This is a genomic window from Lutibacter aestuarii, from assembly GCF_042676885.1.
In the GTDB taxonomy this organism is placed as follows: domain Bacteria; phylum Bacteroidota; class Bacteroidia; order Flavobacteriales; family Flavobacteriaceae; genus Lutibacter; species Lutibacter aestuarii.
This window is the reverse complement of the sequence record NZ_JBHTIC010000006.1, coordinates 20,384-44,118: the sequence shown is the minus strand read 5'-3', so window position 1 is coordinate 44,118 and position 23,735 is coordinate 20,384. Positions and strand designations below refer to the sequence as shown.

Genomic DNA, 23,735 nt, shown 5'->3' with positions numbered 1-23,735 from the left:
ATTATGAATATTTATTAACTACTTCAAAAAGTAACTTTTTATTAATGGGTTTTGTTAAATAAGAATCGAAACCATTTTTTTTGGCATTTTCAATATCAGACTCCATAGCAAAGGCTGATAAAGCTACAATTGGAAGTTGAGGTCGCAGCTTTTTTATTTCTTTCATGGCTTCTTGACCATTTTTAATTGGCATTTTAATATCCATTAAAATTAAATTAATTTCAGGATGTTTTGTTGCTAAATCAACTGCTTCTTGCCCATTATTAGCTTCTATAATTTTATATGAAGTTTTTGAGAATAATTCATTAATATACATCATGTTATACTCTTCATCTTCAGCAACTAAAATTACAAATTCTTCATTGTTAATTTTAACCATAGGTTTTTTTTGTTCTATAACTGTTGTTATTAAATTTTGAGAAGATTTTTTATACGGTATGGTAAAAAATACACTGGTACCTTTTTGGTTTGATTCTATCCAAATTTTACCATGAAACATTTCAACCAGTTTTTTTGAAATAGCTAAGCCCAAGCCAGTTCCTTTGTGTTTTTTATTAAGAACCACGTTAGCTTGGATAAAACGATCAAATATTTGATCAAGTAACTTTTCTTCAATACCAATTCCTGAATCTTTAACAAAAAATTGAAGTGTATCATTTATTAATTTATAACCAAATTCAATGGTTCCTTTATCAGTAAATTTAAATGCATTTGAAAGTAAATTAGTTAAAATTTGATTTAGTTTAGTTTTATCAATTTTTATGATGCAATTAAAGTTATCTAAACCTTTTGAAGATATTAAATCGATATTATTTTCTTTTGCAGTAGGTTTATAAAAGGTATTTAAATTATCAATAAGCTTATTAAGATGAACGTTTTCATAGTTTAATTTTACAGCTCCTGCTTCAATTTTTGAGATATCTAATATATCATTAACAATGGATAATAATTGTTGACTACTATTGATTACAATTTTAGCATACTTCTTTCTTTCAGATTCTTGTAAATTAGGTTCTAAGAATAATTCAGAAAACCCAATAATTCCGTTCATTGGTGTTCTTATTTCATGGCTCATATTTGCTAAAAATGCAGATTTTAATTTATCTGATTCTTGGGCTTTTGCTAATGCTTCTTTTAATTCGTTTTCAAATTTTATTCTTTCAATTGAAGTACTTATTTGTTCGGAAACAAATTCTAGAAGTTGAACATCATTTTGTTTAAAAGCATTTTCATTAACATAACTTTGCACTACAATAGCTCCAATAACATCATCTTTTATTTTTAAAGGAACACCTAGCCATACTTTAGATTCAACACCTATCAAATCAACATCACCATTTTCAATCATTTTATGATGTTCTTTATTTGTTATAAACAAAGGTTTTTTTGTTTTAATAACATGCCCTGTAAGTGAGTTTTTAGCTGGAAATTCATTAAAATCCTCCATTTCATCAGAAGAAAATGGAGTATTAATCATATCTGTTTCTTTATTGTAAAGCGCAATATAAAAATTAGTTGTGTCAATAATTTTATGTAATTCATCTTTTACTAATGAGCTAAATTCTTTAAAATTATTTATTTTTTGTGAGGCGTTAGATATCGTATAAATTACTTTTTCAATTTCTTCCTGTTTAATCTTGTCAGTAATGTCTCTTACTACTGCATGAACCGTATTGTCTTTATTGCTTTCTTCAATTTTTGTTAAAGTAACTTCAGTTGGAAATACCCTACCATTATTGTCCATATGATACCAAATAAAACGATGACTTCCTTTTTCTAAAGCAATTGCAATCATTTCTTGTGATTTGATATTTGAAATACTCCCATCAGGTTGTTTTTTAGGAGAAATATCTGTTGGATTAGCTTTTAATAGTTTCTTTTTATTTTTAAAACCAAAAGTAGTTAAGGTAGCTTGGTTGCAATCTACAAAAACACCATTTTTTAAAATAAGTACTGCATCTACTGATTTTTCAAAAATTGCACGGTATTTTTTTTCTGATTTTTCTAATAGCTTTTTGGAATTTATATTTTCGGTGATATCATCAACCAAGCAGGCTCTTCCAATAATTTTATTTTGAGCATCTCTAAGCACAACAGTGTACCAATCACAAACTATGATATCACCATTTTTGGTGATGTTTTCATTGGTGTTTTTTAAGCTATCATGTTTATTAAATAATTGTTCTCTAAGTTTTTCCATCTTAGAGATTAAATGAGGAGGAGTTAATAAATCAATACTCACTTTTCCTTTTACTTCTTCGGCGGTGTAGCCAAAAATTCTTTCAGCAGAATTATTCCATTCAATAATCCTATAATCTAAATCCCACATAATTGAAGCTAAAGGAGTATTATTGAATTGATCTTTTAATCGTTGATTACTTTCAAAAAGAAGATCTTCTGTTCTTTTTCGCTCAGTAATATCTTCAACAATACCTTGTATATGTGTTATTTCTCCATGATTGTTTTTTATAGTATCAAGGTTTGTTTCTACCCATTTAATTTTTTTATTTTTAGTTATTATTCTAAAAGGTTTAGGTTTAAAACTTTTAGAGTTATTACTTTTACTTAAATTAAAAATAATAGTTCTAATATATTCAAGGTCTTGATCGTAAACTACATCATAAATGTTTAATTTATTCTGTAAAAAATCTAGGTAAGAATATCCAAATAGTTTGTCACAATTTTCAGAAGCAAAAATAACAGGGAAATCTCTTTCATTTTTACATAAAATTGCCACAGACGAGCTTTTATTAATAATATTGTAGGCCGCTTTAATTTTATTTTGAGTATTCTTTTGATCGGTAATTTCATTGAAAAACATAATAATGCCTTCATTAGAAGGTATTATTCTATTTTCAAACCATCGATTCCAAGGAGCAAAGTAATTTTCAAAACTAACAGGGGTATTAGTTTTTATTGCCTTTTGATAATTGTCGTAAAATACATCTCCTTTTTTTTCTGGAAATTCTTTCCAAATATTTTTTCCAATTAAAGAGTTTGAGCTTCTTCCTAATAAATTGGCAGCTTCATTATTTATGAAAACGTAATTTGAATTGCTGTCTAAAATTACAAAGCCATCTTTAATACTTGACAGGGTATTGGATAAAATGTTTTTTGTTACATTGAGGCGTTTTTCAGCAACTACACTTTTACTAATGTCTTGTAAGATACCTAGAACTTTAACTATTCTATTATTTTCAACTACTACCGTTCTTTTTTCAAGAATATATTTTAAGACTCCATTTTTTGCTTGAATTCTGTACTTGATTTCTTGATTTTTATTCTTTTTTAAATAATCTATAGAGAAATTTTTAACCTTATCCTTATCATCTTTATGGACATAAGAAAGGTAGGAGTTTAAGTCTAAACTTTCATTTGAGGTTTCAGATTGTAATTCAAATATTTTAAAGGCTCCTTTGGACCAATATAACTTTTGTGCCTGGTAGCAATAAAACCAGCTACCTGTTTTGGCATGTATTTCAGATTCTATATGTCTATTTTCGTTATCTAATAAGGTGTTTTTCATTTTAACACTTTCTGTAATATCTTCTACAGAAACGATGACATTTTCTAACGATTTTTCAAAACCTTCAACAACTTTAAATTTCACTAAAGTATTAATGGTTTCTCCAGTAAAAGTTTTGTTAACTGTTTCAACTTCAGTTTCAGTGTTACCTATTAATAAATCTGTTACTAGTTTGGAAAAACCTTTGTTGGAATCTGGTGTAAAAACCTTGGTTAAATTTTCTAATAAATCCTTTTTATTTTTAGCTTTATACATTTTAACAGCGGTAGTATTTACTTCTTTAACGGTTACTAATGCTGCTAACTTTGGTAAGATATCAGGATTTTTATGAATATAAGTTTTTACATCTGTATTATTTTTGGAAGCTAATTCTTGAACGTAATTCTGGGTTTTAGAAAAATCTTCAATCCATAATGAAACAGGAGCATAATCAAAAAAATTAAAATATTTTTGCTCATTGAATAGATGATGATAAGATGAAGAATTAGGGTTTTTCATACTTAAGTTTGAATCTAAATTAACAAAGTTAATGTTAGTTTTTTTATTCATTATCAAGTTTTTGGGGTTTTGATATACCCAAATATACATTTTTTTATAAAAAAATGACTTTAAATAAACCTTTAAAATAAGTATTTTTTAAGATAAATACTATTTTATTGGAAGAATAATGCTAACTGAGGTTCCTTGTTCAATTATAGAGTTGATTTTGATATATCCGTTGTGAAGTTTTAAAATTTTATTTGCCAAATTTAAACTTAAACCAATACATTTTTGTTTATCTTCTGAATAGGTATTAACCACAAAAAATTCATTACATAAATTTGGTAAATCTACTTCTGAAATACCAATTCCTTGATCGGTTATTGTGGTGGTTATATTTTTTTTATCTTGTGAAATGGAGATTTTTATAGTAGTATTTGATTTAGAATATCTTATAGCATTGTGAATAATTGCTTTAAGTACTTTTAAAATTTCTGAGTGGTCTATATTTAAAAAAATAGGTTTTTCATTAAAGTTTTTAGAAAGTTCAATATTTTTTGCTGCTGCTGTTTCTTTATAAAAGGCTATGGCACTTTGAACAGTTTCTATATAGTTATTTGAAGATTTATTTAAGTTAAAATTTTGAGAATGTATTAGTGTGTAGTTGGCCAAACTATTTAAAAATTGAATAGAAAAATCAGCAGAATTGTTTATTATTTGTGCGTGTTTTTTTAACTTATCTGAAGTATAATCTTCAGCACTTTCTAACATAATTTCTGAAAAAGAAAAAATAACACCTACAGGGTTTTTTATGTTATGAATTAATTTGCTTAAAATTGTTTTATTTCTTTTTTGGACTTCCTCTAATTCTATATTTTTAGTTCTTAATTTTAAACTTAAATCAATAATTTTTTCTTCTAATTCTTCAATTTTATTTTTAGATGTTTTCTCTTTTTTATTCAAAGTTGAATGATTTTTAAGTAAAAGTAAATTTATTCTAACACTTTTCAAATTTTTTCAAGTTCATTTTATACCATATTTAAATGGATGTACATTTATACAAATCTCTTTTTTTGATTACTTTTACTTTTTGATTAATTAAAAAACAAAATATGTCTTCTGCAAAAAAAGATTATAAAAGAATAACTACCAAAAGCTTGATAGAAATGAAAAATCATGGCGAAAAAATAGCCATGCTAACAGCCTATGATTATACAATGGCAAAAATATTAGATAATGCCGGTATTGATATTATTTTGGTAGGAGACTCTGCATCAAATGTAATGGCAGGTCATGAAACTACATTACCAATTACATTAGATCAAATGATTTATCATGCAAGTTCTGTGGTAAGAGCAATTGACAGAAGTTTAGTAGTTGTAGATTTGCCTTTTGGAAGTTATCAAGGAAATTCTAGAAGTGCTTTAGATTCTGCTATAAGAATTATGAAAGAATCTGGTGGACATGCAGTAAAATTAGAAGGAGGGAGTGAAATTAGAGAATCTATTTCCAGAATTTTAACAGCTGGAATTCCTGTAATGGGGCATTTAGGCTTAACTCCACAATCTATTTATAAATTTGGAACATATTCAGTAAGAGCAAAAGAAGATGAAGAAGCACAAAAATTAAAAGAAGACGCTTTATTACTTGAAGAATTAGGGTGCTTTGCATTGGTATTGGAAAAAGTACCAGCAAAATTAGCAAAAGAAGTCGCAGTAAGTTTGTCAATTCCTGTTATTGGAATTGGAGCTGGTAATGGTGTTGATGGACAAGTTTTAGTCATGCACGATATGCTTGGAATGACCCACGAATTCCATCCTCGTTTTTTACGAAGATATCTTGATTTATATACTGAAATGACTCAAGCTTTTGAGAATTATATTAAAGACGTTAAAAGCCTTGATTTTCCTAGCGATAATGAACAATATTAAATGAAAGTACTTCTAATAGATACCAACCATGACATTCTTCAAAAAGGACTTGAAAATTTAGGATGTATTTGTGATGAAGACTATACTTCAACAAAAGAGCAAATTGAAGAAAAAATAAGAAATTATCAAGGAATTGTTATTAGAAGTCGTTTTAATATAGATCAACAATTTTTAGATAAAGCTACAAATTTAAAATTTATTGCTAGGGTAGGTGCAGGTTTAGAAAGTATAGCTGTTGATTACGCTCATAAAAAAGGAATACATCTAATTTCAGCTCCTGAAGGAAATAGAAATGCCGTGGCTGAACATGCTTTAGGAATGATACTTTCTTTATTTAATAACTTAAAAAAAGCCGATTTAGAAATAAGAGCTGGGAATTGGTTACGTGAAACAAATAGAGGTTTAGAACTTGAAGGCAAAACCGTTGGAATTATTGGTTATGGCAATATGGGAAAAGCATTTGCGAAAAAATTAAAAGGCTTTGATTGTGAAGTAATTTGTTATGATATTAAAGAAGGTGTTGGTGATGAAAACTGTAGGCAAGTTTCCCTAAAGGAGCTTCAAGAAAAAACCGAAGTTTTAAGTTTGCATACGCCATTTAACAAATGTTCTCATAACATGGTGAATTCTAATTTTATAAGCTCATTTAAAAACCCTTTTTACCTAATAAATACTGCAAGAGGTTCTGCAGTTGTAACAAATCATTTAGTTGATGCACTAATAAATAAAAAGGTATTGGGTGCTTGTTTAGATGTTTTAGAATACGAAAAATTATCATTTGAAAATTTATTTGAAAATGAACAGCTTCCAAAAGCTTTTGATTATTTAATCAAGGCTGATAATGTGCTATTATCACCTCATATAGCAGGATGGACAGTTGAGTCTAAAAAAAAATTAGCACAAACAATTGTTGATAAAGTTGAGAGCATCTTTTTTTCTGAAAATAAAAAACAAGAACCATTAAAAATTAAACGAGTAACTGGTGTTGGAGGTTTGTTTTTTAAATGTGAAAATCCTGAAAAGTTAAAAATGTGGTATCAAATTCATTTAGGGTTTAATACTGATGATTGGGGTTGTACTTTTTGGTGGAAAGATTTGGAAAATAAAAGTGCTAGTACACAATGGAGTCCATTTAAGAAAGAAACAACGTATTTTAAACCTTCGAAAAAAGACTTTATGTTTAATTATAGAGTTCATAATTTAAAGGAACTTTTAAAAAAATTAAAAGAAGAAAAAGTTACTGTAGTTGGTGAGTTAGAAGAATACGACTATGGTAAATTTGCTTGGATTTTGGATCCTGAAGGTAATAAAATTGAATTATGGGAGCCTATTGATAGTGCTTTTTTATAAAATAAACTAATAATTAAAAACAAATAATAAACAATGGATGTAATTGATGAAAATGGAAACGTAATTCCAAAAAGCAGTGAAGAAAGCAAAAGAATTATTGCAGGTATTTTAGCCATACTTTTAGGTTCTTTTGGAGTTCATAAATTTGTGTTGGGTTACACAACTCAAGGAATAATCATGTTGGCCATTACAATTGTAACTTGTGGCGTTGGAGCGGCTATTACAAGTATTATAGGTTTAGTAGAAGGGATTATTTATTTAACAAAATCTGATGAAGAGTTTGTATATATGTATCAAACCAACAAAAAAGAATGGTTTTAAACCCAATTATAAAAAAGGTGAGGATTTACTAACTTCACCTTCATTATTTTCGCAATCTGCGTTGCTTTCTAATTCAGCTTGAAACTCTTCCATTACAGGTTTTACAGTGCTTTCAGGGATGTCAGCAACTCTTATATACATAAGTCCATCTACAGCATTGTTAAATTTAGGATCAACATTAAAAGCCACTAATCGAGCATTTTGTTTTACATACTTTTTGATTAGCACAGGGATACGTAAAGCTCCTGGTTCTATCTCATCAATTACTTTGTCAAATTTATTTAAATCTGCTTTTGCTTCATCAAAAACAAAATCTTTGTCTGCATCTTTTAATTTAACCTTGTATTCTTTTTTAGGATGGATATATTGAGCAATATAAGGGTCGTAATAATGAGATTTCATAAACTCAATCATTAAGGATTTTGAAAAATTTGAAAACTGGTTACTAATACTAACTCCACCTATCAAGTACTTATATTCAGGATGTCTTAATGTAATATGAACAATACCTTTCCAAAGTAAAAATAAAGGCATTGGTTTTTGTTGGTATTCTTTAATAATAAATGCACGTCCCATTTCAATGGAGTTTTCCATCATAGTATAGAGTTCAGGCTCAAACTTAAACAGTGTATGTATGTAAAATCCTTGAACGCCATATTTTTTGTAAATATTTTTTCCAAGTCCCATACGATAAGCACCCACTAAACATTTTTTATAATCATCCCATAAAAATAAATGATGGTAGTATTTGTCAAATTCATCTAAATCTATAGATTCATTAGTTCCTTCACCAACTTCTCTAAAGGTAATTTCACGAAGTCTGCCAATTTCAAACATAATGTTTGGTATGGATTTGCTTGGGGCAAAAAACACCTCATAATTTTTACTTTTTAGCAAGCGACCATTGTTTTCTCTGAGCTGATTCACTTCTTGAATCATTTTTTCAACATTTTTTTGGCCGACAATTTGTTTAGGAGGTTTCGGTATTTTTAATGAAGACGTACTTAATGTTTTGGACTTTTTTTCAAATGGGTTAGCTAACATATATGTTTTTCTACGAATAAAGTCGCAAAAATCTTGTGTGCATTTGTATTCTTCCTGGTCAGCTACTTGTATGGCTCTTCCAATTCGAACTTTAATTACACGTTCTTTTTGTGACAAAAGTTCTGATGGAAGTTTAGCGGTACGTAATTTGGGGTTTAACTTAGATAAAAAATAAAATAATCGACTATTTTTTGCGTGAAAATAGATAGGAATAACTGGAACTTTTGCCTTTTGGATTAATTTGATAGCACCTTCTTCCCAAGGGCGATCTACAATCAACTTTCCGTCTTTATAGGTAGAAACCTCTCCTGCAGGAAATACGCCTAAAGGAAACCCTTGGTTAAGGTGATTTAAAGCATTTTTGATTCCACCTATACTAGATTGAGCATCTTTCCTATCTTCAAAAGGATTCACAGGCATTATAAATTGTCGCATAGGTTCAATTCTATGCAGCAAAAAATTTCCTATTATTTTATAATCTGGTCTTTTTTCAATTAATAATTTTAATAATAAAATACCATCAATACCTCCTAACGGATGGTTTGAAACGGTAATAAAGGCCCCTGTTTTTGGAATTCTTCTTAAATCTTCTTCAGGAATTTCAAATTTAATTTGTAAATCGCTTAACAAAGCTGAAAAAAATTCTAAATCTTTTAAATGTTTATTTTTATTATAAATTCTATTGATAGCAGAGATACGAAGAATTTTCATTAGTGACCAGCCAAAAAATGTGCCTACAAAGCCATATTTATCTAGGTTTATTACTTTTGCAACTTCTTTAGCAGTGACTAAACTCATTTATTGTAAATTAAGGGAAATACAAAAATACACTTTTATTTTATAACTAATTGAACAGTTCCTTGTGTAGATTGTTTTAAAAGAGTTTCTCCTTTTTGTTCAATTTTTTTGATAGCATTTTCTGTAGCATGTCTTATGGTGTAAAGTACTACATTTTCAAAATACGTAATAGTATAATTTAAACTAATTTCATTTAAAAATTGAGTGAAATTATTGAACTTATCTTCAATACAAACAGAGAAACTTAAAGCAGAGTTTTGAATTAAATTTACTTTTAATTTAAAGGTATGCAATACTTTAAAAATATCACTTAAATTAGATTCAACCATAAATGAAAAATCTTTAGCAGAAATTGAAACTAAAATTTGTTGTTGTTTTAAGATGAAACAAGATACCTCAGGAACTAAATAATGACCTTTGCTAACGGTGGTTCCTACATTTTTTAAGTTATCAAATGAACGAACATACAAAGGGATGTTTTTATTTTCAAGGGGTTTTAATGTTTTTGGATGTATGACTGAAGCTCCATAAAACGCCATTTCAATTGCTTCGTTATATGAAATTTGTTCTAAAAGTTGTGTGTTTTCAAAATAGCGAGGATCTGCATTAAGAACCCCTTCAACATCTTTCCAAATAGTTAGGCTTTGAGCGTTTAAACAATAGGCAAAAATTGCAGCACTATAATCAGATCCTTCACGACCTAAAGTTGTTGTGTTTTTGTTTGAGCTTTGTCCTAAAAAACCTTGTGTTATAAATAGCTTATTTTTATCTAAACGTTGGATAGTTGTAATAGTTTTTTCCCAATCTACTTTTGCATCTCTATAATTGGCATCGGTTTTTATAAAATCTCTTACATCAATCCAATTATTGGGGATGTTATTTTCATTAAGATAAAAGCTAATTATTTTGGTAGAAAGTAGTTCGCCAAAACCAACTATTTGATCATAAATATAATTATAATCTGTCGATTTATTGGTGATTAAAAATCCACTTAAATGTCCAAATAAAGTTTCTATCTCTGTGTCAATAAGATGTTTTTTTGAGTTAAATAACTCAGTAGTAATTGTTAAGTGATAGTTTTTCGTATAATTTATATGCTGATTTAAATCTTTTGATTTTTGGCAATAGGCAGTTACAATTTTTTCAAAAGCATTGGTCATTTTACCCATGGCAGAAATTACAATTAAGGTGTTTTCAAAGCCTTCATTTTTCAATACTTTTAGTATGTTTTTTACCCCAATTGCATCTTTTACAGACGCACCACCAAATTTAAAAACCTTCATAAATTATAAGTTTTCTATGTAATTTTTAATAGCTTGTTCTTCAAGTTGAACTGTATCCCAATCTCTTAAAATAGTGGCTCCAGTTTTTTTATAAAAATCAATTGCTGGAGTGTTCCAATCCAACACTACCCATTCAATTCGTTTCACCCCTTTTTTATATCCATATTCAATAACTTTAGTATATAGAGCACTTCCAATTTTATAGCCTCTTTTTTCTTCCGTAACAATTAAATCTTCAAGGTGAATTGTTGGTCCTTTCCACGTAGAATATCTTGGGTAAAATAGTGCCATTCCAACTATTTCATTGTCCATTTCGGCAACAAAAGTTTTAAATAATGGAAATTCTCCAAACCCATCATTTGTTAGCTTTTCAATGGTAACTTCTACAGCATCAGCTTCTTTTTCAAAATGCGCTAATTCCTTTATTAATTTTAGAACAGCAGGCATATCTTTGCTTTTACCTTCTCTAATTATAAAACTCATTTTTTAAAACTTAAATTTAATTGTGTTGGCTAAAGTAAAAAATCTTTACTCAAAGTATCTTACAAACAAATGTCTTTTTAAAAATAATTTTCTCGATATTTGCATAATCACACAACTATCTGCTACAATGGAAAAAAGTAATCTCACTTTAGGTGAATTTATTATTGAAAATCAAAAACATTACAAATCTACTTCTGGAGAATTTAACCGTTTATTAAGCTCTATTAAATTAGCGGCTAAAGTTGTTAATTACAAAGTTAACAAAGCCGGATTGGTAGATATTTTAGGAGATGCTGGAGATACCAATGTTCAAGGAGAAGATCAACAAAAATTAGATGTCTATGCAAATAATGTGTTTATGCAAACACTTATAAATAGAGAAATTGTTTGTGGTATTGCCAGTGAAGAAGAAGATGATTACGTTACTATTAAAGGAAAACATGAAACCAATGAGAATAAATATGTGGTTTTAATTGATCCCTTAGATGGCTCTTCTAATATAGATGTAAATGTTTCAGTAGGAACTATTTTTTCAATTTATAGAAGAGTTACTCCAATAGGTACTCCTGTTGAAAAAGTTGACTTTTTACAACGCGGCAATCAACAAGTTGCTGCTGGTTATGTGGTTTATGGAACTTCTACCATGTTAGTGTACACATCTGGACATGGGGTAAATGGGTTTACATTAAATCCAGCAATTGGATCTTTTTATTTATCACATCCAAATATGAGATTTCCTGAAAAAGGAAAAATTTATTCTATAAACGAAGGAAATTATGTGCATTTTCCTCAAGGAGTAAAAGATTATTTAAAATACTGTCAGGAAGAAAAAGAAGACAGACCATATACTTCACGTTATATAGGTTCATTAGTTTCAGATTTTCATAGAAATATGATTAAGGGAGGAATTTATATTTACCCAACAAGTTCAATAGGACCCAAAGGAAAATTGCGTTTATTGTATGAATGTAACCCCATGGCATTTTTAGCAGAACAAGCCAATGGAAAAGCCAGTGATGGGTATAAACGCATTTTAGATATTAAGCCAACAGAACTTCACCAACGTGTTCCTTTTTTTTGCGGAAGTAAAAATATGGTTGAAAAGGCGGAAGAGTTTATGAGTAAATACCCAAAGGATGCCGATTATTAATTATAAGGAGAAACCTAATTTTAAAAAGTTAGATTGAAGTTGTAAACAGCCTAAAAAATGATTACACACCTATTTTACAATCTTGAAAGACAATCGAACTAAATTCTTCTTCAATTTTTTTTACAACTGATTGCCAATAATTTTTTGGAATTTTAAAAATAAATTCTCAAAAAATATTTTTTAAAGTTAGGAATCCTTACTATATTTGTCATGGTAATACTACCAAAACATAACTTAAAACATTAGTAAAATGGCAAAATCAATTTTTTATCACGCAGGATGTCCGGTATGCATTAGTGCAGAACACGACATCGTTAATTTAATTGGTGCTGACAATGTAGAACTTGTTCACATTGGAGAATACCGTAATCGTATTGAAGAAGCAGAAAAAGCAGGTGTGAAATCTGTTCCAGCTTTGATAACACCTAATGGAAATGTACTACATATCAATTTTGGTGCTTCTATGGCTGAGGTAAAAGGCTAAAAAATTTGCCCTGCATTGTTAGGATTGCTAACTTTACAGGGCTTTTTATTTAAAACAATATAAAGTTAGTATTAAACATTGTTTTGCTTTTAATCTTTTAATAGGATTATAGCTAACAACAAACATAAATTAAATAAAATGAAAGTAGCAGTTTGGGATACTTATGTAACAAAAAAAGATGGAAGCATCATGCACTTCGACATCATTGCTCCACAGGAAATTAAAGACACTGCCGTAATTTACAATTATGGTAGAGATTACTTAAAAGTAAAAGGACAAGGTGGACAACCTTTAACATCAAAGGAATGCAGGTTTTGCCACATTGAAACCGTCAGACCACAATGGCAAGCAGAAATAAATCAAAAAGGTTACTTCATTATTGAAATGGAAAATTGCAAATAAAGTTAGATATTACAAATCGAAAGGATATAGAACTTATAGAGAATACTTTTTATGGTAGATTAAGAAACAACTCTGTTTTGAGTTATGTTTTTAACGATATAGTTAAAATAAATTGGGGAACTCACCTTTCAATAAGGTATTCTTTTTGTGCAAGTATCTTATCAAGAGAACACAGTTTTTTAAGCAATCCAATGCAGAAGCATATTGCGTTGAGGAAGCAGACGACAATGAGTGAAGTTGAACTTTCGGATTGGCTGTCACTTTTTATCCAAACAACTGATGAGTTATTTAAAGACGAAAAAAGCCGAAGAAGCAAAAACAAGAGCAACCAATATTGCCTGATTGATGTTGTATAAAATTCAAACCATATGAATAAATCATCTTTTCACTTAACCGAGCAAAACCAAAAAATAGAAAGCCGTATTGTGGTGGCTTTAGAACGAATTTCAGAAGCATTTAGAGTGTTGCTGTGGAATGAAAGCAAACAAAATTCACTAAGTCCTATTCAAATTCAGATTTTGATATTCATCTCTTTCCATTCCGTTGAAAAATGTAAAGTAGGATATTTGGCAAATGAGTTCAACATGACCAAAGCCACTATTAGTGATAGCGTTAAAGTTTTGCTTTCTAAAGAATTAGTTACTAAAGAGATAGACCCAATTGACACAAGAAGTTACACCCTTTCGCTTACTGATGAAGGGAAAAAAATAGCAAAAAAAGCATCATTTTTTGCTTCGTCGATAGAACAACCAATTGAAAAATTGACCGAAGAACAAAAAATAATAATGCTTAACGGATTGCTGAAATTGATTTATGACTTGAACAAGTCAGGAATAATTACCATTCAAAGAATGTGTTTTAATTGTTCATATTACAAAACAGAAAAAGGATTACATTATTGCAACTTACTAAATACAAAACTTGCCGAATCTGAAATTCGAGTGGACTGCCCAGAGCACGAAACAATAACGTGAAAAAGAATAAAGGATAGCTTGTACATGACCTTATTGAGGCTTTAAAATTAGCAGTCAAATTAGTTTTAATCTTATAAAGTTAAACAATATCACTATAAATACATTCGATTTTTAAGTGTCAAAATCGTTCGTTACCTTTGAATACTTTTTAATTTTAACTAAAAAATTACAATTATGGCTTTTGAATTACCAAAATTACCGTACGCTTATGATGCGTTAGAACCACATATTGATGCAAGAACAATGGAAATACACCATACTAAACATCATGCTGGATATACCAACAATTTAAACAATGCAATTGCTGGAACAGATTTAGAAGGAAAATCTATTGAAGATATTATCACAGGATTAGACATGAATAACGCTGCAGTTAGAAATAACGGAGGAGGTTATTACAATCACTGTATGTTTTGGGAAGTAATGAACCCTGAAAATAAAGGGTACTTATCTGGAGAATTAAAAGATGCAATTATTGCTGAATATGGATCAGTAGATGCATTTAAAGATGTATTTGCTAAAGCAGCTGCAACTAGATTTGGATCTGGATGGGCTTGGTTGTGTGTTCATAAAGGAGGTAAAGTAGAAGTTTGTTCTACACCAAACCAAGATAATCCTTTAATGCCTGGAGTTGCTTGTGGAGGAACACCTATATTGGCTTTAGACGTTTGGGAACATGCTTATTATTTACATTACCAAAATAGAAGACCAGATTATATTAACGCATTTTTTAATGTGATTAACTGGAATGAAGTTGAAAAACGTTATGCTGCGGCAAAATAAAAGTACTACTACTAACTAAAAAATGAAAAGCTCACCAATTGGTGAGCTTTTTTATTGTAATGTTATTTATTAATAGGCTCTTTTATCTGAACCTTCGTAGAAATTAATTAATGAATCGTTTACTACTCTGTTTCCACCAGGTGTTGGATAATCTCCTGTAAAATACCAATCACCTAAATGATTTGGGCAAGCTTTGTGTAAATTATCTACAGATTGATAAATAATTTCAACCTCAGCATTTATTTCTTCAGTTTTCAACATTTGAGCAATTTTGTTTGAAATTTGCTCATCGGAAAAAGGCGTATATATGTCCTTAACGGAATTTTTAATTTGTGAATCTTCTAAATGTTGTTGTTGTTTACAAGTAGCATAAACTTCGTCAACAATATGGTATTGATTGGTTTCTTTAAGCAATTCTAAAGCAGCTCTAAAGGCAATAAAGTCTCCCATTTTTGCCATATCAATTCCATAACAATCAGGGTAACGAATTTGTGGAGCTGAAGAAACTATAATTATTTTTTTAGGTTTTAACCTATCTAAAATTTTAATGATACTTTTCTTTAATGTAGTTCCTCTAACAATACTGTCGTCAATAATTACTAAATTATCGTTAGGTTTTACAATTCCATAAGTTACATCGTACACATGGGCAACTAAATCATCTCTACTATTATCATCCGCAATAAAAGTTCTTAATTTAGCATCTTTTATAGCCAATTTTTCAATTCGAGGACTTTCTGATAAAATTTCTGTTACTTTTTCAGCGGATAAATTTCGCTGACCATTTAATATAGCAGCGGTTTTTTGTTGATTTAAAAATTCTTCTGCGGCTTCTCGCATTCCATAAAATGAAGTTTCTGCTGTGTTTGGAATGTAGGAGAACACGGTGTTTTTTAAATCATTATTAATTTTTTCCAAAATTTTTGGAAATACTAATTTTCCTAAACTTTTTCTTTCGGTGTATATATCTGCATCACTACCTCTTGAAAAATAAATACGTTCAAATGAACAAGATTTTTTTGGCAACGGTTTTCTAATTTCATCAATAGTAGTTTTACCGCTTCTTTTGATAATTAGTGCATGTCCAGGATCTAATTCTTTGACATCATTAATATCAACATTAAACACCGTTTGAATTACTGGTCGTTCTGAAGCAACTACAATAACTTCATCATCTTTGTAATAAAATGCAGGTCTAATTCCAGCAGGATCTCTCAATACAAAAGAATCTCCATGTCCTAATAGACCAGCCATAGCATAACCTCCATCCCAATTTTTAGCTGAACGCTTTAATATTTTTTTGACATTAATTCTTTTTTCAATTAAAGGAGAAGCTTCTTTTTTATTAACCCCTTCTTTTTTTAATTTTTGATACAGTTTTGCAACTTCATCATCTATAAAATGACCTATTTTTTCCATTACAGTTACTGTATCAGTCATTTCTTTTGGATGCTGACCAATTTCAACTAAATCACTAAACAGCCTTTTAGAATTGGTCATGTTAAAGTTACCTGCAACAATTAAGCTCTTGTGCATCCAATTGCTTTGGCGTAAAAAAGGATGAACACTTTCAATACTATTTTGACCAAATGTTCCATAACGTACATGTCCTAAAAATAAATTTCCAATGTAAGGGGCGTTATTAACTTGCCAATCTACATCATTTATTTTTTCAGGAAATTGTTCGTTTAAAGTGTTTAAACGACTGTTAATTTGAGCAAAAACATCTTGTATTGGTTGGTCTGCATTAGATCGAACACGGCTAATATAGCGTGTTCCGGGATTAACATTAAACTTAATGCTTGCCAAGCCAGCTCCGTCTTGACCACGATTATGCTGTTTTTCCATTAACAAATACATTTTGTTTAACCCGTAAAAAGCTGTTCCGTATTTGTCCTTATAATATTGTAGTGGTTTTAGCAACCTAACCATTGCAATTCCACATTCATGTTTAATAGCGTCGCTCATTTATTTAATATTAGTAGTATTTCTAAGTTAATAAAAAAATTCCGCATTTGCGCGGAATTTCATTTAACTTAATTCTATTTCAAATTGAGTTAATAGTTTAAATTGTAATAATCTTTTTTGAATTTCTTCTTGTGATAAATTCTCCATGCGTTCAGTTCCAAATTTTTCTACACAAAAAGAAGCTAAATTAGAACCTGAAATTACAGCTCTTTTCATGTTTTCAAATGAAATGTCACCTGATTTTGCCATATGCCCAATAAAGCCACCAGCAAAAGTGTCTCCAGCTCCAGTTGGGTCAAAAACTTCTTCTAAAGGTAGTGCAGGAGCATAAAATACATTTCCATTGTTAAATAATAATGCGCCGTGTTCTCCTTTTTTTATTACCACATATTTTGGCCCCATATTGTGAATTTTTTGAGCAGCTTTAACTAAAGAATATTCCCCAGATAACTGGCGAGCTTCTTCGTCGTTTATGGTAATTACATCAATTTTTGCAATTACTTCCATTAGTTCGGGTAATGTATTGTCCATCCAAAAATTCATGGTATCTAAAACAACCAATTTGGGTCTGTTAGGTATTTGTTTTATAACTTCCATCTGTACCGTAGGATGTAAATTACCTAACATTAAAAAATCAGTATCCTTAAAATTTTCAGGAACTATTGGTTTAAAATCTGCCAATACATTTAAATCTGTAATTAAAGTATCTCTCGAATTTAAATCATTATGGTATTTTCCTTTCCAAAAAAATGTTTTGCCATTTTCAACAATTTCAACACCATCTGTATTTATAAACCGCTTATTTAATTTTTTTAAATATTTTTTTGGAAAATCTCCCCCTACTACAGAAACAATTCCAGAATTAATGCCAAATTGAGAAGCAGACAATGAAATGTAAGTAGCCGCACCACCTAAAATTTTGTCTGTTTTTCCAAAAGGAGTTTCAATTGCATCGAAAGCAACTGTACCTACTATTAATAATTTACTCATAATATCAAATATCTAATACACACATTTAAAGCTTTATAATTGACTTAATATTTTTTTTTAACAGCCTATGTGTTTATTTTTGCAAAAATAAGTTTAAAAAATGACTATCAAAGAAATACAAGAAGAAATTATAGATGAGTTTTCCATGTTTGATGATTGGATGCAACGATATGAATACATTATTGAGTTAGGAAAATCACTTCCATTAATTGAAGAAAGCTATAAAGTTGATGAAAATTTAATTGTAGGGTGTCAATCAAAAGTTTGGTTGCAAGCTGAAATTGAAGGTGATGATCTTCATTTTACAGCAGATAGTGATGCAATTTTAACCAAAGGAATTGTTGCCTTATTATTACGTGTTTTTGACCATCAAAAACCTGTGGATATTTTAGATGCTGATTTATATTTTATTGATGAAATTGGCTTAAAAGAACACCTTTCTCCAACACGAGCTAATGGGTTAGTTTCGATGATTAAACAAATTAAATTATATGCCTTAGCTTTTCAATCAAAATTAAGTTAAATAATGTATATTTGTACTTATTTAGAATGAATATAAAGAAAGGTTTTTATAATGAATAGTGAACGTGTAGAAGAATTAGGAGATAAAATAGTTACCATGTTAAAAACTATTTATGATCCTGAAATTCCAGTAGATATTTTTGAATTAGGTTTAATTTACGATGTTTTTGTTAGTGAAAACAATGACGTTAAAATACTAATGACGCTTACATCGCCTAATTGTCCTGTGGCCGAAACTTTACCCGTTGAAATTGAAGAAAAAGTCAATTCAATTGATGAAGTTAAAAATACAGAAGTTGAAATTACATTTGATCCAATGTGGACTCAAGATATGATGAGTGAAGAGGCAAAATTAGAACTTGGGTTTTTATAAATGGCAAACGAAATTGTAAATAGAGTAGCAAATAGTAAACTTAAAACAATTGATCTTGAAGATTTTTACCCTCAAGGTAAAAGAACGATTATTGATATTAAAAAATGGTTGTTTCAAGAACTTATTTTAAGAGAAACTGAATTTAGAGAGCATCTTAAAAATTACGATTGGACTAAGTATAATAATCACTTTGTAGCTTTAACTTGTTCAACGGATGCAATTATACCTTCTTGGGCATACATGTTAATTACAACGTACCTTTCACCATATGCTAAAAACATTGTTATAGGAGACTTGTCTGTTCTTGAAACTTCAATATTTCAACAAATTGTTCAAAATATAAACCTTGAAGAATATAGAGGAAGACCAGTGATTATAAAAGGTTGTGCAAATAAACCTATTCCTGAAACTGCTTATTTACAGTTGATTACGAAACTGCAACCAATTGTAAAATCAATAATGTTTGGAGAAGCTTGCTCAACTGTTCCTTTATTTAAACGCAACTAAAACGTTTTCTTAACTTTTTTTAAGCAGTAGTAACATATTTTTTAATTTTGTGAGTTTAAATTATAGTTAAAAAGATATCAATTTAAATATCATGAGGAAAGCTTCATTAATAGTATTACTTATTTTAAACATTACACTCTCACACTCACAAGAAAACAAAGACACAACCCCCAAAAAAAATTGGGAAAGAAAAGGAAGGTTTACACTGTTGTTTAATCAATCTGCTTTTTCAAATTGGATTGCTGGAGGAGAAAATACATTGGCAGGAAATGTGAGTGTTAATTATAAATTTAATTATGCAAAAGGAAATACAACCTGGAAAAATAATATCATTAGCTCTTATGGAATAACAAAAAGTAAAAATACGGAGTTTGAAAAAAAGACCGATGATCGTTTAGAATTTAACTCGCTTTTGGGTATCAATGCAGATAATTATTGGTATTATTCGATTCTTTTTAATTTTAAAACTCAGTTTGCAAAAGGATATAAATATGGTAAAGATGAAAATGGTAAAGAGATTAGAACAGAATATACTAATTTCTTTTCACCTGCTACATTTTTATTAGGACCTGGTATGTTGTGGGAAAAAAATGAGAATTTTAAATTTAACATAGCACCCGCTACTACAAAATTGGTAATTGTAGATAAAGAATTCACATTACCAAAAAGCGCCTATTTTGGTGTTGAAGAAGGAGAAAATACTCGTTTAGAGCTTGGTTTTAGTGCTACGGGATATTTAAAATTTGATTTAATGGAGAATATAACTGTAGAAAATACGGTAGCGATCTATTCTAACTATTTAGAAGATACTAAAAATTTTGATTTAGATTATACCTTAAATATTTTCATGAAAATTAATAAGTATTTTACTACAAATTTAATTTTCCAAACCATATATGATGACAATGCCTACGAAGGGTTTCAGCTTCGTGAAGTTTTTGGCTTTGGATTTAAATATGACTTTTAATTCAATTTTATATAAATATTTTTAATAATTTTAAAAAAGAAAATATTTGTGACTAAAAAAACTATTATGAAAAAAATAATTCTACTATTTGTTTTTGCACTAATGCTAACAGCTTCTTTTGCACAAGATAAAGATCAAGTTAAGGAAGGATGGTCTAAAAAAGGAACAATCACTTTATTGTTTAATCAGTCAGCATTTTCAGATTGGGTAGCTGGAGGAGAAAATAATATAGCTGGAAATTTAGGGATTAATTACGATTTTAATTACGTGAAAAATAATTTTACGTGGGATAATAAAATTATAGCTGCTTATGGATTAACCAAGAGTAAAAACAGTGAGTTTGAAAAGAAAACAGACGATAGGTTTGAATTTAATTCTTTATTGGGTAAAAAAGCTTCTGGTTATTGGTATTATTCAGGGTTTTTAAATTTTAAAACTCAGTTTACAAAAGGATACGTTTATGGAAAAGATTCAAATGGAAAAGAAACAAGAGCTGAATACACCAATTTTATGTCGCCTGCTAATTTATCATTTGGACCAGGGATGTTATGGAAAAAAAGCGATAATCTAAAATTTAATTTAGCTCCAGCAACAGTAAAATTAGTTTTTGTAGATAAAAGCTTTACTTTACCTAATGATGCTTATTTTGGAGTTGAAGAGGGTAAAAGCTCTAGATTTGAGTTAGGGTTAAATGCTTCAGCATATGCAAAAGTTACTTTAATGGAAAATGTTACTATGGAGAATATTTTAAATTTATATGCTGATTATTTAGAAGACCCACAAAATGTAGATTTAGATTATACGATGAATTTAGTAATGTCAATTAATAAATTCTTATCAGCCAATTTAACTTTTCAAACTATATACGATGATAATGCCTTTGAAGGTTTTCAAGTGAGAGAAGTTTTTGGAATAGGTGTAAATTATACGTTTTAAGCACAAAACCAAAACAAAATTTTAAAGACACTTTTTAGGTGTCTTTTTTTATTTCAAAATTGAAAATTATTTAGTTATTTTAGCAACTAAACATTATTAAAAATGTCGTTACTTTTATTTTACGCTATTGTATCCATTTTTTTTTCTTTTCTATGCTCAATACTTGAAGCGGTGCTTCTAAGTATTACCCCAACCTTTATAAATATAAAAAAACAAGAAAGAAAAAATTTTGCTTATACCTTAGAAGCATTAAAAAAAGATGTTGATAAACCTTTAATTGCAATATTAACATTAAACACCATAGCGCATACAGTTGGAGCTATTTTAGTGGGCGTAGAGGCAGATAAATTACCTTTTGAGATTAATATTTTAGGAGTAAATACTGTGGGAATTATTTCTGCAATTATGACTTTTTTAATATTAGTAGTTTCTGAAATTATTCCAAAAACAATTGGAGCAACTTATTGGAAACAGTTGGCTAATTTTACTTCAAAGGCATTGGTAGCTTTAATTTTTCCGTTAAAATGGACTGGAATTTTATGGTTGTTGCAACTTACTACAAAACTTATTGGTGGTAAAGGAGTTCATGGCTCTATTTTAAGTAGAGAAGATTTTCATGCAATGACAGATATTGCCCATAAAGAAGGTGTTTTTGAAGAAAGTGAAAGTGCAATTATAAAAAATTTACTTACGTTTAAAGAAGTATTAGCAAAAGATATTATGACACCAAGAACTGTAATGATTACAGCTTCTGAAAACGATACTATTCAATCTTTTTTTGAAAAATATCCTAAGTTAAGGTTTTCTAGAATTCCAATTTATGATAAAAATGCGGATAATATTACAGGTTTTGTTTTAAAAGGAGAAGTTTTAGAAGAAATTATTAATGGTAATGGAAAAGAAAAACTTTCAAAATTAAAAAGAGAAATTTTAGTAACTAACCGTAATTTACCTATTCCAGATTTATTTGAACGGTTTATTTCTGAAAGAGAGCATGTTGCTTTGGTGGTAGATGAATATGGAGCTACAAGTGGTTTAGTAACTATGGAAGATGTTATTGAAACCCTGTTAGGTTTAGAAATTATGGATGAAAGTGATGCAATTGCTGATTTGCAATATTTAGCTCGTAAAAATTGGGAAACTAGAGCCAAAAAAATAGGGCTTATTTATGAAAAGAAAAATGAAGAAGAAAACGACTAATTTTCTTCTTCATATTCTTCATATAAAAAGTCGTTATAAGGAAACCGAGTAATGTGTATTTTTTTAACTTCTTCAAAAACTTTTTTCCTAAACTCTTCTAAGTTTTCTTTGTTTAAAGCCGAAATGAATAAACAATTATTTTCATCTAGTTTGTTCATCCAGGTTTTTTTCCAATCTTCTAAAGTATAATGTTCTTTAGTTTTTTCAGTTACTAAATCATCTTCATCAATGGTTTCATATTTGTAAGCATCAATTTTATTAAAAACCATAATAGTAGGTTTATTAGCGCTTTTTATTTCATCTAATATTTTATTAACTGAAGCTATGTGATCTTCAAAATTTGGATGAGAAATATCTACCACATGTAACAATAAATCGGCTTCTCTAACTTCATCTAAGGTAGATTTAAAGGATTCTACTAACTGTGTAGGTAATTTTCTAATAAAACCAACGGTGTCTGTTAATAGAAAAGGAATATTTTTTATGACAACTTTTCTAACAGTAGTGTCAAGCGTGGCAAATAATTTATTTTCTGCAAATACATTACTTTTACTAACAACATTCATAAGAGTAGATTTTCCAACGTTGGTATACCCTACTAATGCAACTCGCACCAATTTCCCTCGGTTTTTTCTTTGAACAGCCATTTGTTTATCTATAACCTTTAGTTTGCTTTTAAGTAGGGTTATTTTATCTCTAATAATTCTTCGGTCGGTTTCAATTTCTGTTTCACCTGGCCCACGCATTCCTATTCCTCCTTTTTGGCGTTCAAGGTGAGTCCATAATCTTGTTAATCGAGGCAATAGATATTGACATTGAGCTAATTCAACTTGCGTACGTGCGTAACTAGTTTGTGCACGCGAAGCAAAAATATCAAGTATTAAGTTTGTTCTATCTAAAACTTTACAGTTTAAAACTTTTTCAATATTACGTAACTGTGCTGCGGAAAGTTCATCATCAAAAATTGCGGTTTCAATATGGTGAAGTTCCATATAGTTTTTAACTTCTTCTAATTTTCCGGCTCCAATAAAAGTTTTAGGGTTAGGGGCCTCTAATTTTTGAATAAACCTTTTTACGGCAACGCCACCAGCTGTTAGTGTTAAAAATTCTAATTCATCTAAATATTCGTTGGATTGATCTTCATTTTGATGTTGGGTAATTATACCAATTAAAACAGCTTCTTCAGATGTTACTTTTTTTTCTTCAATCATATAATAAATAGCTAATTTGCTAAAGTTATTTTAAAAATTTTAATGATCAAAA

At 29.2% G+C, this 23,735-nt stretch carries 21 protein-coding genes and 1 pseudogene; 14 read left to right on the top strand and 8 right to left on the bottom strand.

Annotated elements, in window-relative coordinates; genetic code table 11:
* Window position 1: 1 nt before the first annotated feature.
* A complete protein-coding gene (locus tag ACFQZW_RS04865; RefSeq protein ID WP_298287751.1) occupies window positions 2-4,075 on the bottom strand; it encodes a PAS domain S-box protein in 4,074 nt (1,357 codons plus the stop codon).
* A 99-nt stretch (window positions 4,076-4,174) separates the two neighbouring features.
* Window positions 4,175-4,969, bottom strand: a complete 795-nt coding sequence (locus ACFQZW_RS04860) for a sensor histidine kinase (protein WP_386781583.1) — start codon at window positions 4,967-4,969, stop codon at window positions 4,175-4,177.
* 149 nt (window positions 4,970-5,118) lie between these two features.
* Here ACFQZW_RS04860 and panB point away from each other — a divergent pair, with 149 nt between their 5' ends.
* The 3 genes and pseudogenes from panB (at window position 5,119) to ACFQZW_RS04845 (ending at window position 7,608) form a co-directional block, all read left to right on the top strand.
* Window positions 5,119-5,937, top strand: coding sequence for a 3-methyl-2-oxobutanoate hydroxymethyltransferase (gene panB, locus ACFQZW_RS04855; RefSeq protein ID WP_298262927.1), 819 nt, complete (start codon window positions 5,119-5,121; stop codon window positions 5,935-5,937).
* Window positions 5,938-6,870 (top strand): annotated as a pseudogene (locus tag ACFQZW_RS04850) (2-hydroxyacid dehydrogenase); the annotation flags it as partial. It lies immediately after the preceding gene.
* A gap of 450 nt (window positions 6,871-7,320) precedes the next feature.
* On the top strand, window positions 7,321-7,608 hold the full coding sequence (locus tag ACFQZW_RS04845) for a TM2 domain-containing protein (RefSeq protein ID WP_298262928.1): 288 nt from the start codon (window positions 7,321-7,323) through the stop codon (window positions 7,606-7,608).
* Between the two features lie 6 nt (window positions 7,609-7,614).
* Here ACFQZW_RS04845 and ACFQZW_RS04840 read toward each other — a convergent pair whose 3' ends face one another.
* From ACFQZW_RS04840 to ACFQZW_RS04830, 3 genes are read right to left on the bottom strand one after another with little or no spacing between them, the layout of a single operon-like run.
* Window positions 7,615-9,450 (bottom strand): lysophospholipid acyltransferase family protein, encoded by a 1,836-nt coding sequence (locus tag ACFQZW_RS04840; RefSeq protein WP_298262929.1) that lies wholly within the window; start codon window positions 9,448-9,450, stop codon window positions 7,615-7,617.
* 35 nt (window positions 9,451-9,485) lie between these two features.
* Entirely contained in the window at window positions 9,486-10,733 is a 1,248-nt protein-coding gene (locus tag ACFQZW_RS04835; protein ID WP_298287756.1) for an aspartate kinase, read from the bottom strand.
* A 3-nt stretch (window positions 10,734-10,736) separates the two neighbouring features.
* Complete coding sequence (locus ACFQZW_RS04830; protein ID WP_298262931.1) at window positions 10,737-11,216, bottom strand: GNAT family N-acetyltransferase; 480 nt, start codon at window positions 11,214-11,216, stop codon at window positions 10,737-10,739.
* 127 nt (window positions 11,217-11,343) lie between these two features.
* Here ACFQZW_RS04830 and fbp point away from each other — a divergent pair, with 127 nt between their 5' ends.
* From fbp to ACFQZW_RS04805, 5 genes are all read left to right on the top strand, one after another.
* Window positions 11,344-12,366: a class 1 fructose-bisphosphatase gene (gene fbp, locus ACFQZW_RS04825; RefSeq protein WP_298262932.1), complete on the top strand. Its 1,023-nt coding sequence runs from the start codon at window positions 11,344-11,346 to the stop codon at window positions 12,364-12,366.
* Between the two features lie 250 nt (window positions 12,367-12,616).
* Window positions 12,617-12,850: a thioredoxin family protein gene (locus tag ACFQZW_RS04820; protein WP_298262933.1), complete on the top strand. Its 234-nt coding sequence runs from the start codon at window positions 12,617-12,619 to the stop codon at window positions 12,848-12,850.
* A gap of 138 nt (window positions 12,851-12,988) precedes the next feature.
* The gene (locus tag ACFQZW_RS04815) at window positions 12,989-13,252 is read left to right on the top strand and encodes a DUF2024 family protein (protein WP_386781582.1); all 264 of its coding nucleotides are present in this window, start codon (window positions 12,989-12,991) and stop codon (window positions 13,250-13,252) included.
* A 368-nt stretch (window positions 13,253-13,620) separates the two neighbouring features.
* Window positions 13,621-14,226 (top strand): MarR family winged helix-turn-helix transcriptional regulator, encoded by a 606-nt coding sequence (locus ACFQZW_RS04810; RefSeq protein WP_298262935.1) that lies wholly within the window; start codon window positions 13,621-13,623, stop codon window positions 14,224-14,226.
* Between the two features lie 174 nt (window positions 14,227-14,400).
* Window positions 14,401-15,009 carry a superoxide dismutase gene (locus tag ACFQZW_RS04805; protein WP_298262936.1) on the top strand — a complete coding sequence of 203 codons (609 nt, stop codon included), beginning with the start codon at window positions 14,401-14,403 and terminating at the stop codon, window positions 15,007-15,009.
* 69 nt (window positions 15,010-15,078) lie between these two features.
* On the opposite strand, the gene ACFQZW_RS04800 is transcribed toward ACFQZW_RS04805, so the two are convergent.
* Window positions 15,079-16,977, bottom strand: a complete 1,899-nt coding sequence (locus ACFQZW_RS04800; protein ID WP_386781581.1) for an amidophosphoribosyltransferase — start codon at window positions 16,975-16,977, stop codon at window positions 15,079-15,081.
* A 63-nt stretch (window positions 16,978-17,040) separates the two neighbouring features.
* Window positions 17,041-17,967 (bottom strand): PfkB family carbohydrate kinase, encoded by a 927-nt coding sequence (locus tag ACFQZW_RS04795; protein WP_298262938.1) that lies wholly within the window; start codon window positions 17,965-17,967, stop codon window positions 17,041-17,043.
* A gap of 100 nt (window positions 17,968-18,067) precedes the next feature.
* Between ACFQZW_RS04795 and ACFQZW_RS04790 the strand changes: the two genes are divergently transcribed.
* The 6 genes from ACFQZW_RS04790 (at window position 18,068) to ACFQZW_RS04765 (ending at window position 22,472) form a co-directional block, all read left to right on the top strand.
* On the top strand, window positions 18,068-18,490 hold the full coding sequence (locus tag ACFQZW_RS04790; protein WP_298262939.1) for a SufE family protein: 423 nt from the start codon (window positions 18,068-18,070) through the stop codon (window positions 18,488-18,490).
* Window positions 18,491-18,541: 51 nt separating this feature from the next.
* Window positions 18,542-18,862 carry an iron-sulfur cluster assembly protein gene (locus ACFQZW_RS04785; protein ID WP_298262940.1) on the top strand — a complete coding sequence of 107 codons (321 nt, stop codon included), beginning with the start codon at window positions 18,542-18,544 and terminating at the stop codon, window positions 18,860-18,862.
* Window positions 18,863-19,369 (top strand): DUF2480 family protein, encoded by a 507-nt coding sequence (locus ACFQZW_RS04780; RefSeq protein ID WP_298287760.1) that lies wholly within the window; start codon window positions 18,863-18,865, stop codon window positions 19,367-19,369.
* A gap of 91 nt (window positions 19,370-19,460) precedes the next feature.
* A complete protein-coding gene (locus ACFQZW_RS04775) occupies window positions 19,461-20,336 on the top strand; it encodes a DUF3078 domain-containing protein (RefSeq protein WP_298262942.1) in 876 nt (291 codons plus the stop codon).
* A gap of 66 nt (window positions 20,337-20,402) precedes the next feature.
* Window positions 20,403-21,272, top strand: coding sequence for a DUF3078 domain-containing protein (locus tag ACFQZW_RS04770; protein WP_298287762.1), 870 nt, complete (start codon window positions 20,403-20,405; stop codon window positions 21,270-21,272).
* Window positions 21,273-21,374: 102 nt separating this feature from the next.
* Entirely contained in the window at window positions 21,375-22,472 is a 1,098-nt protein-coding gene (locus ACFQZW_RS04765) for a CNNM domain-containing protein (protein WP_298262944.1), read from the top strand.
* Here the strand turns inward: ACFQZW_RS04765 and hflX are convergent.
* Entirely contained in the window at window positions 22,469-23,683 is a 1,215-nt protein-coding gene (hflX, locus tag ACFQZW_RS04760; RefSeq protein WP_298287763.1) for a GTPase HflX, read from the bottom strand. The two genes, ACFQZW_RS04765 and hflX, sit on opposite strands and share 4 nt — an antisense overlap.
* Between the last annotated feature and the right edge of the window lie 52 nt (window positions 23,684-23,735).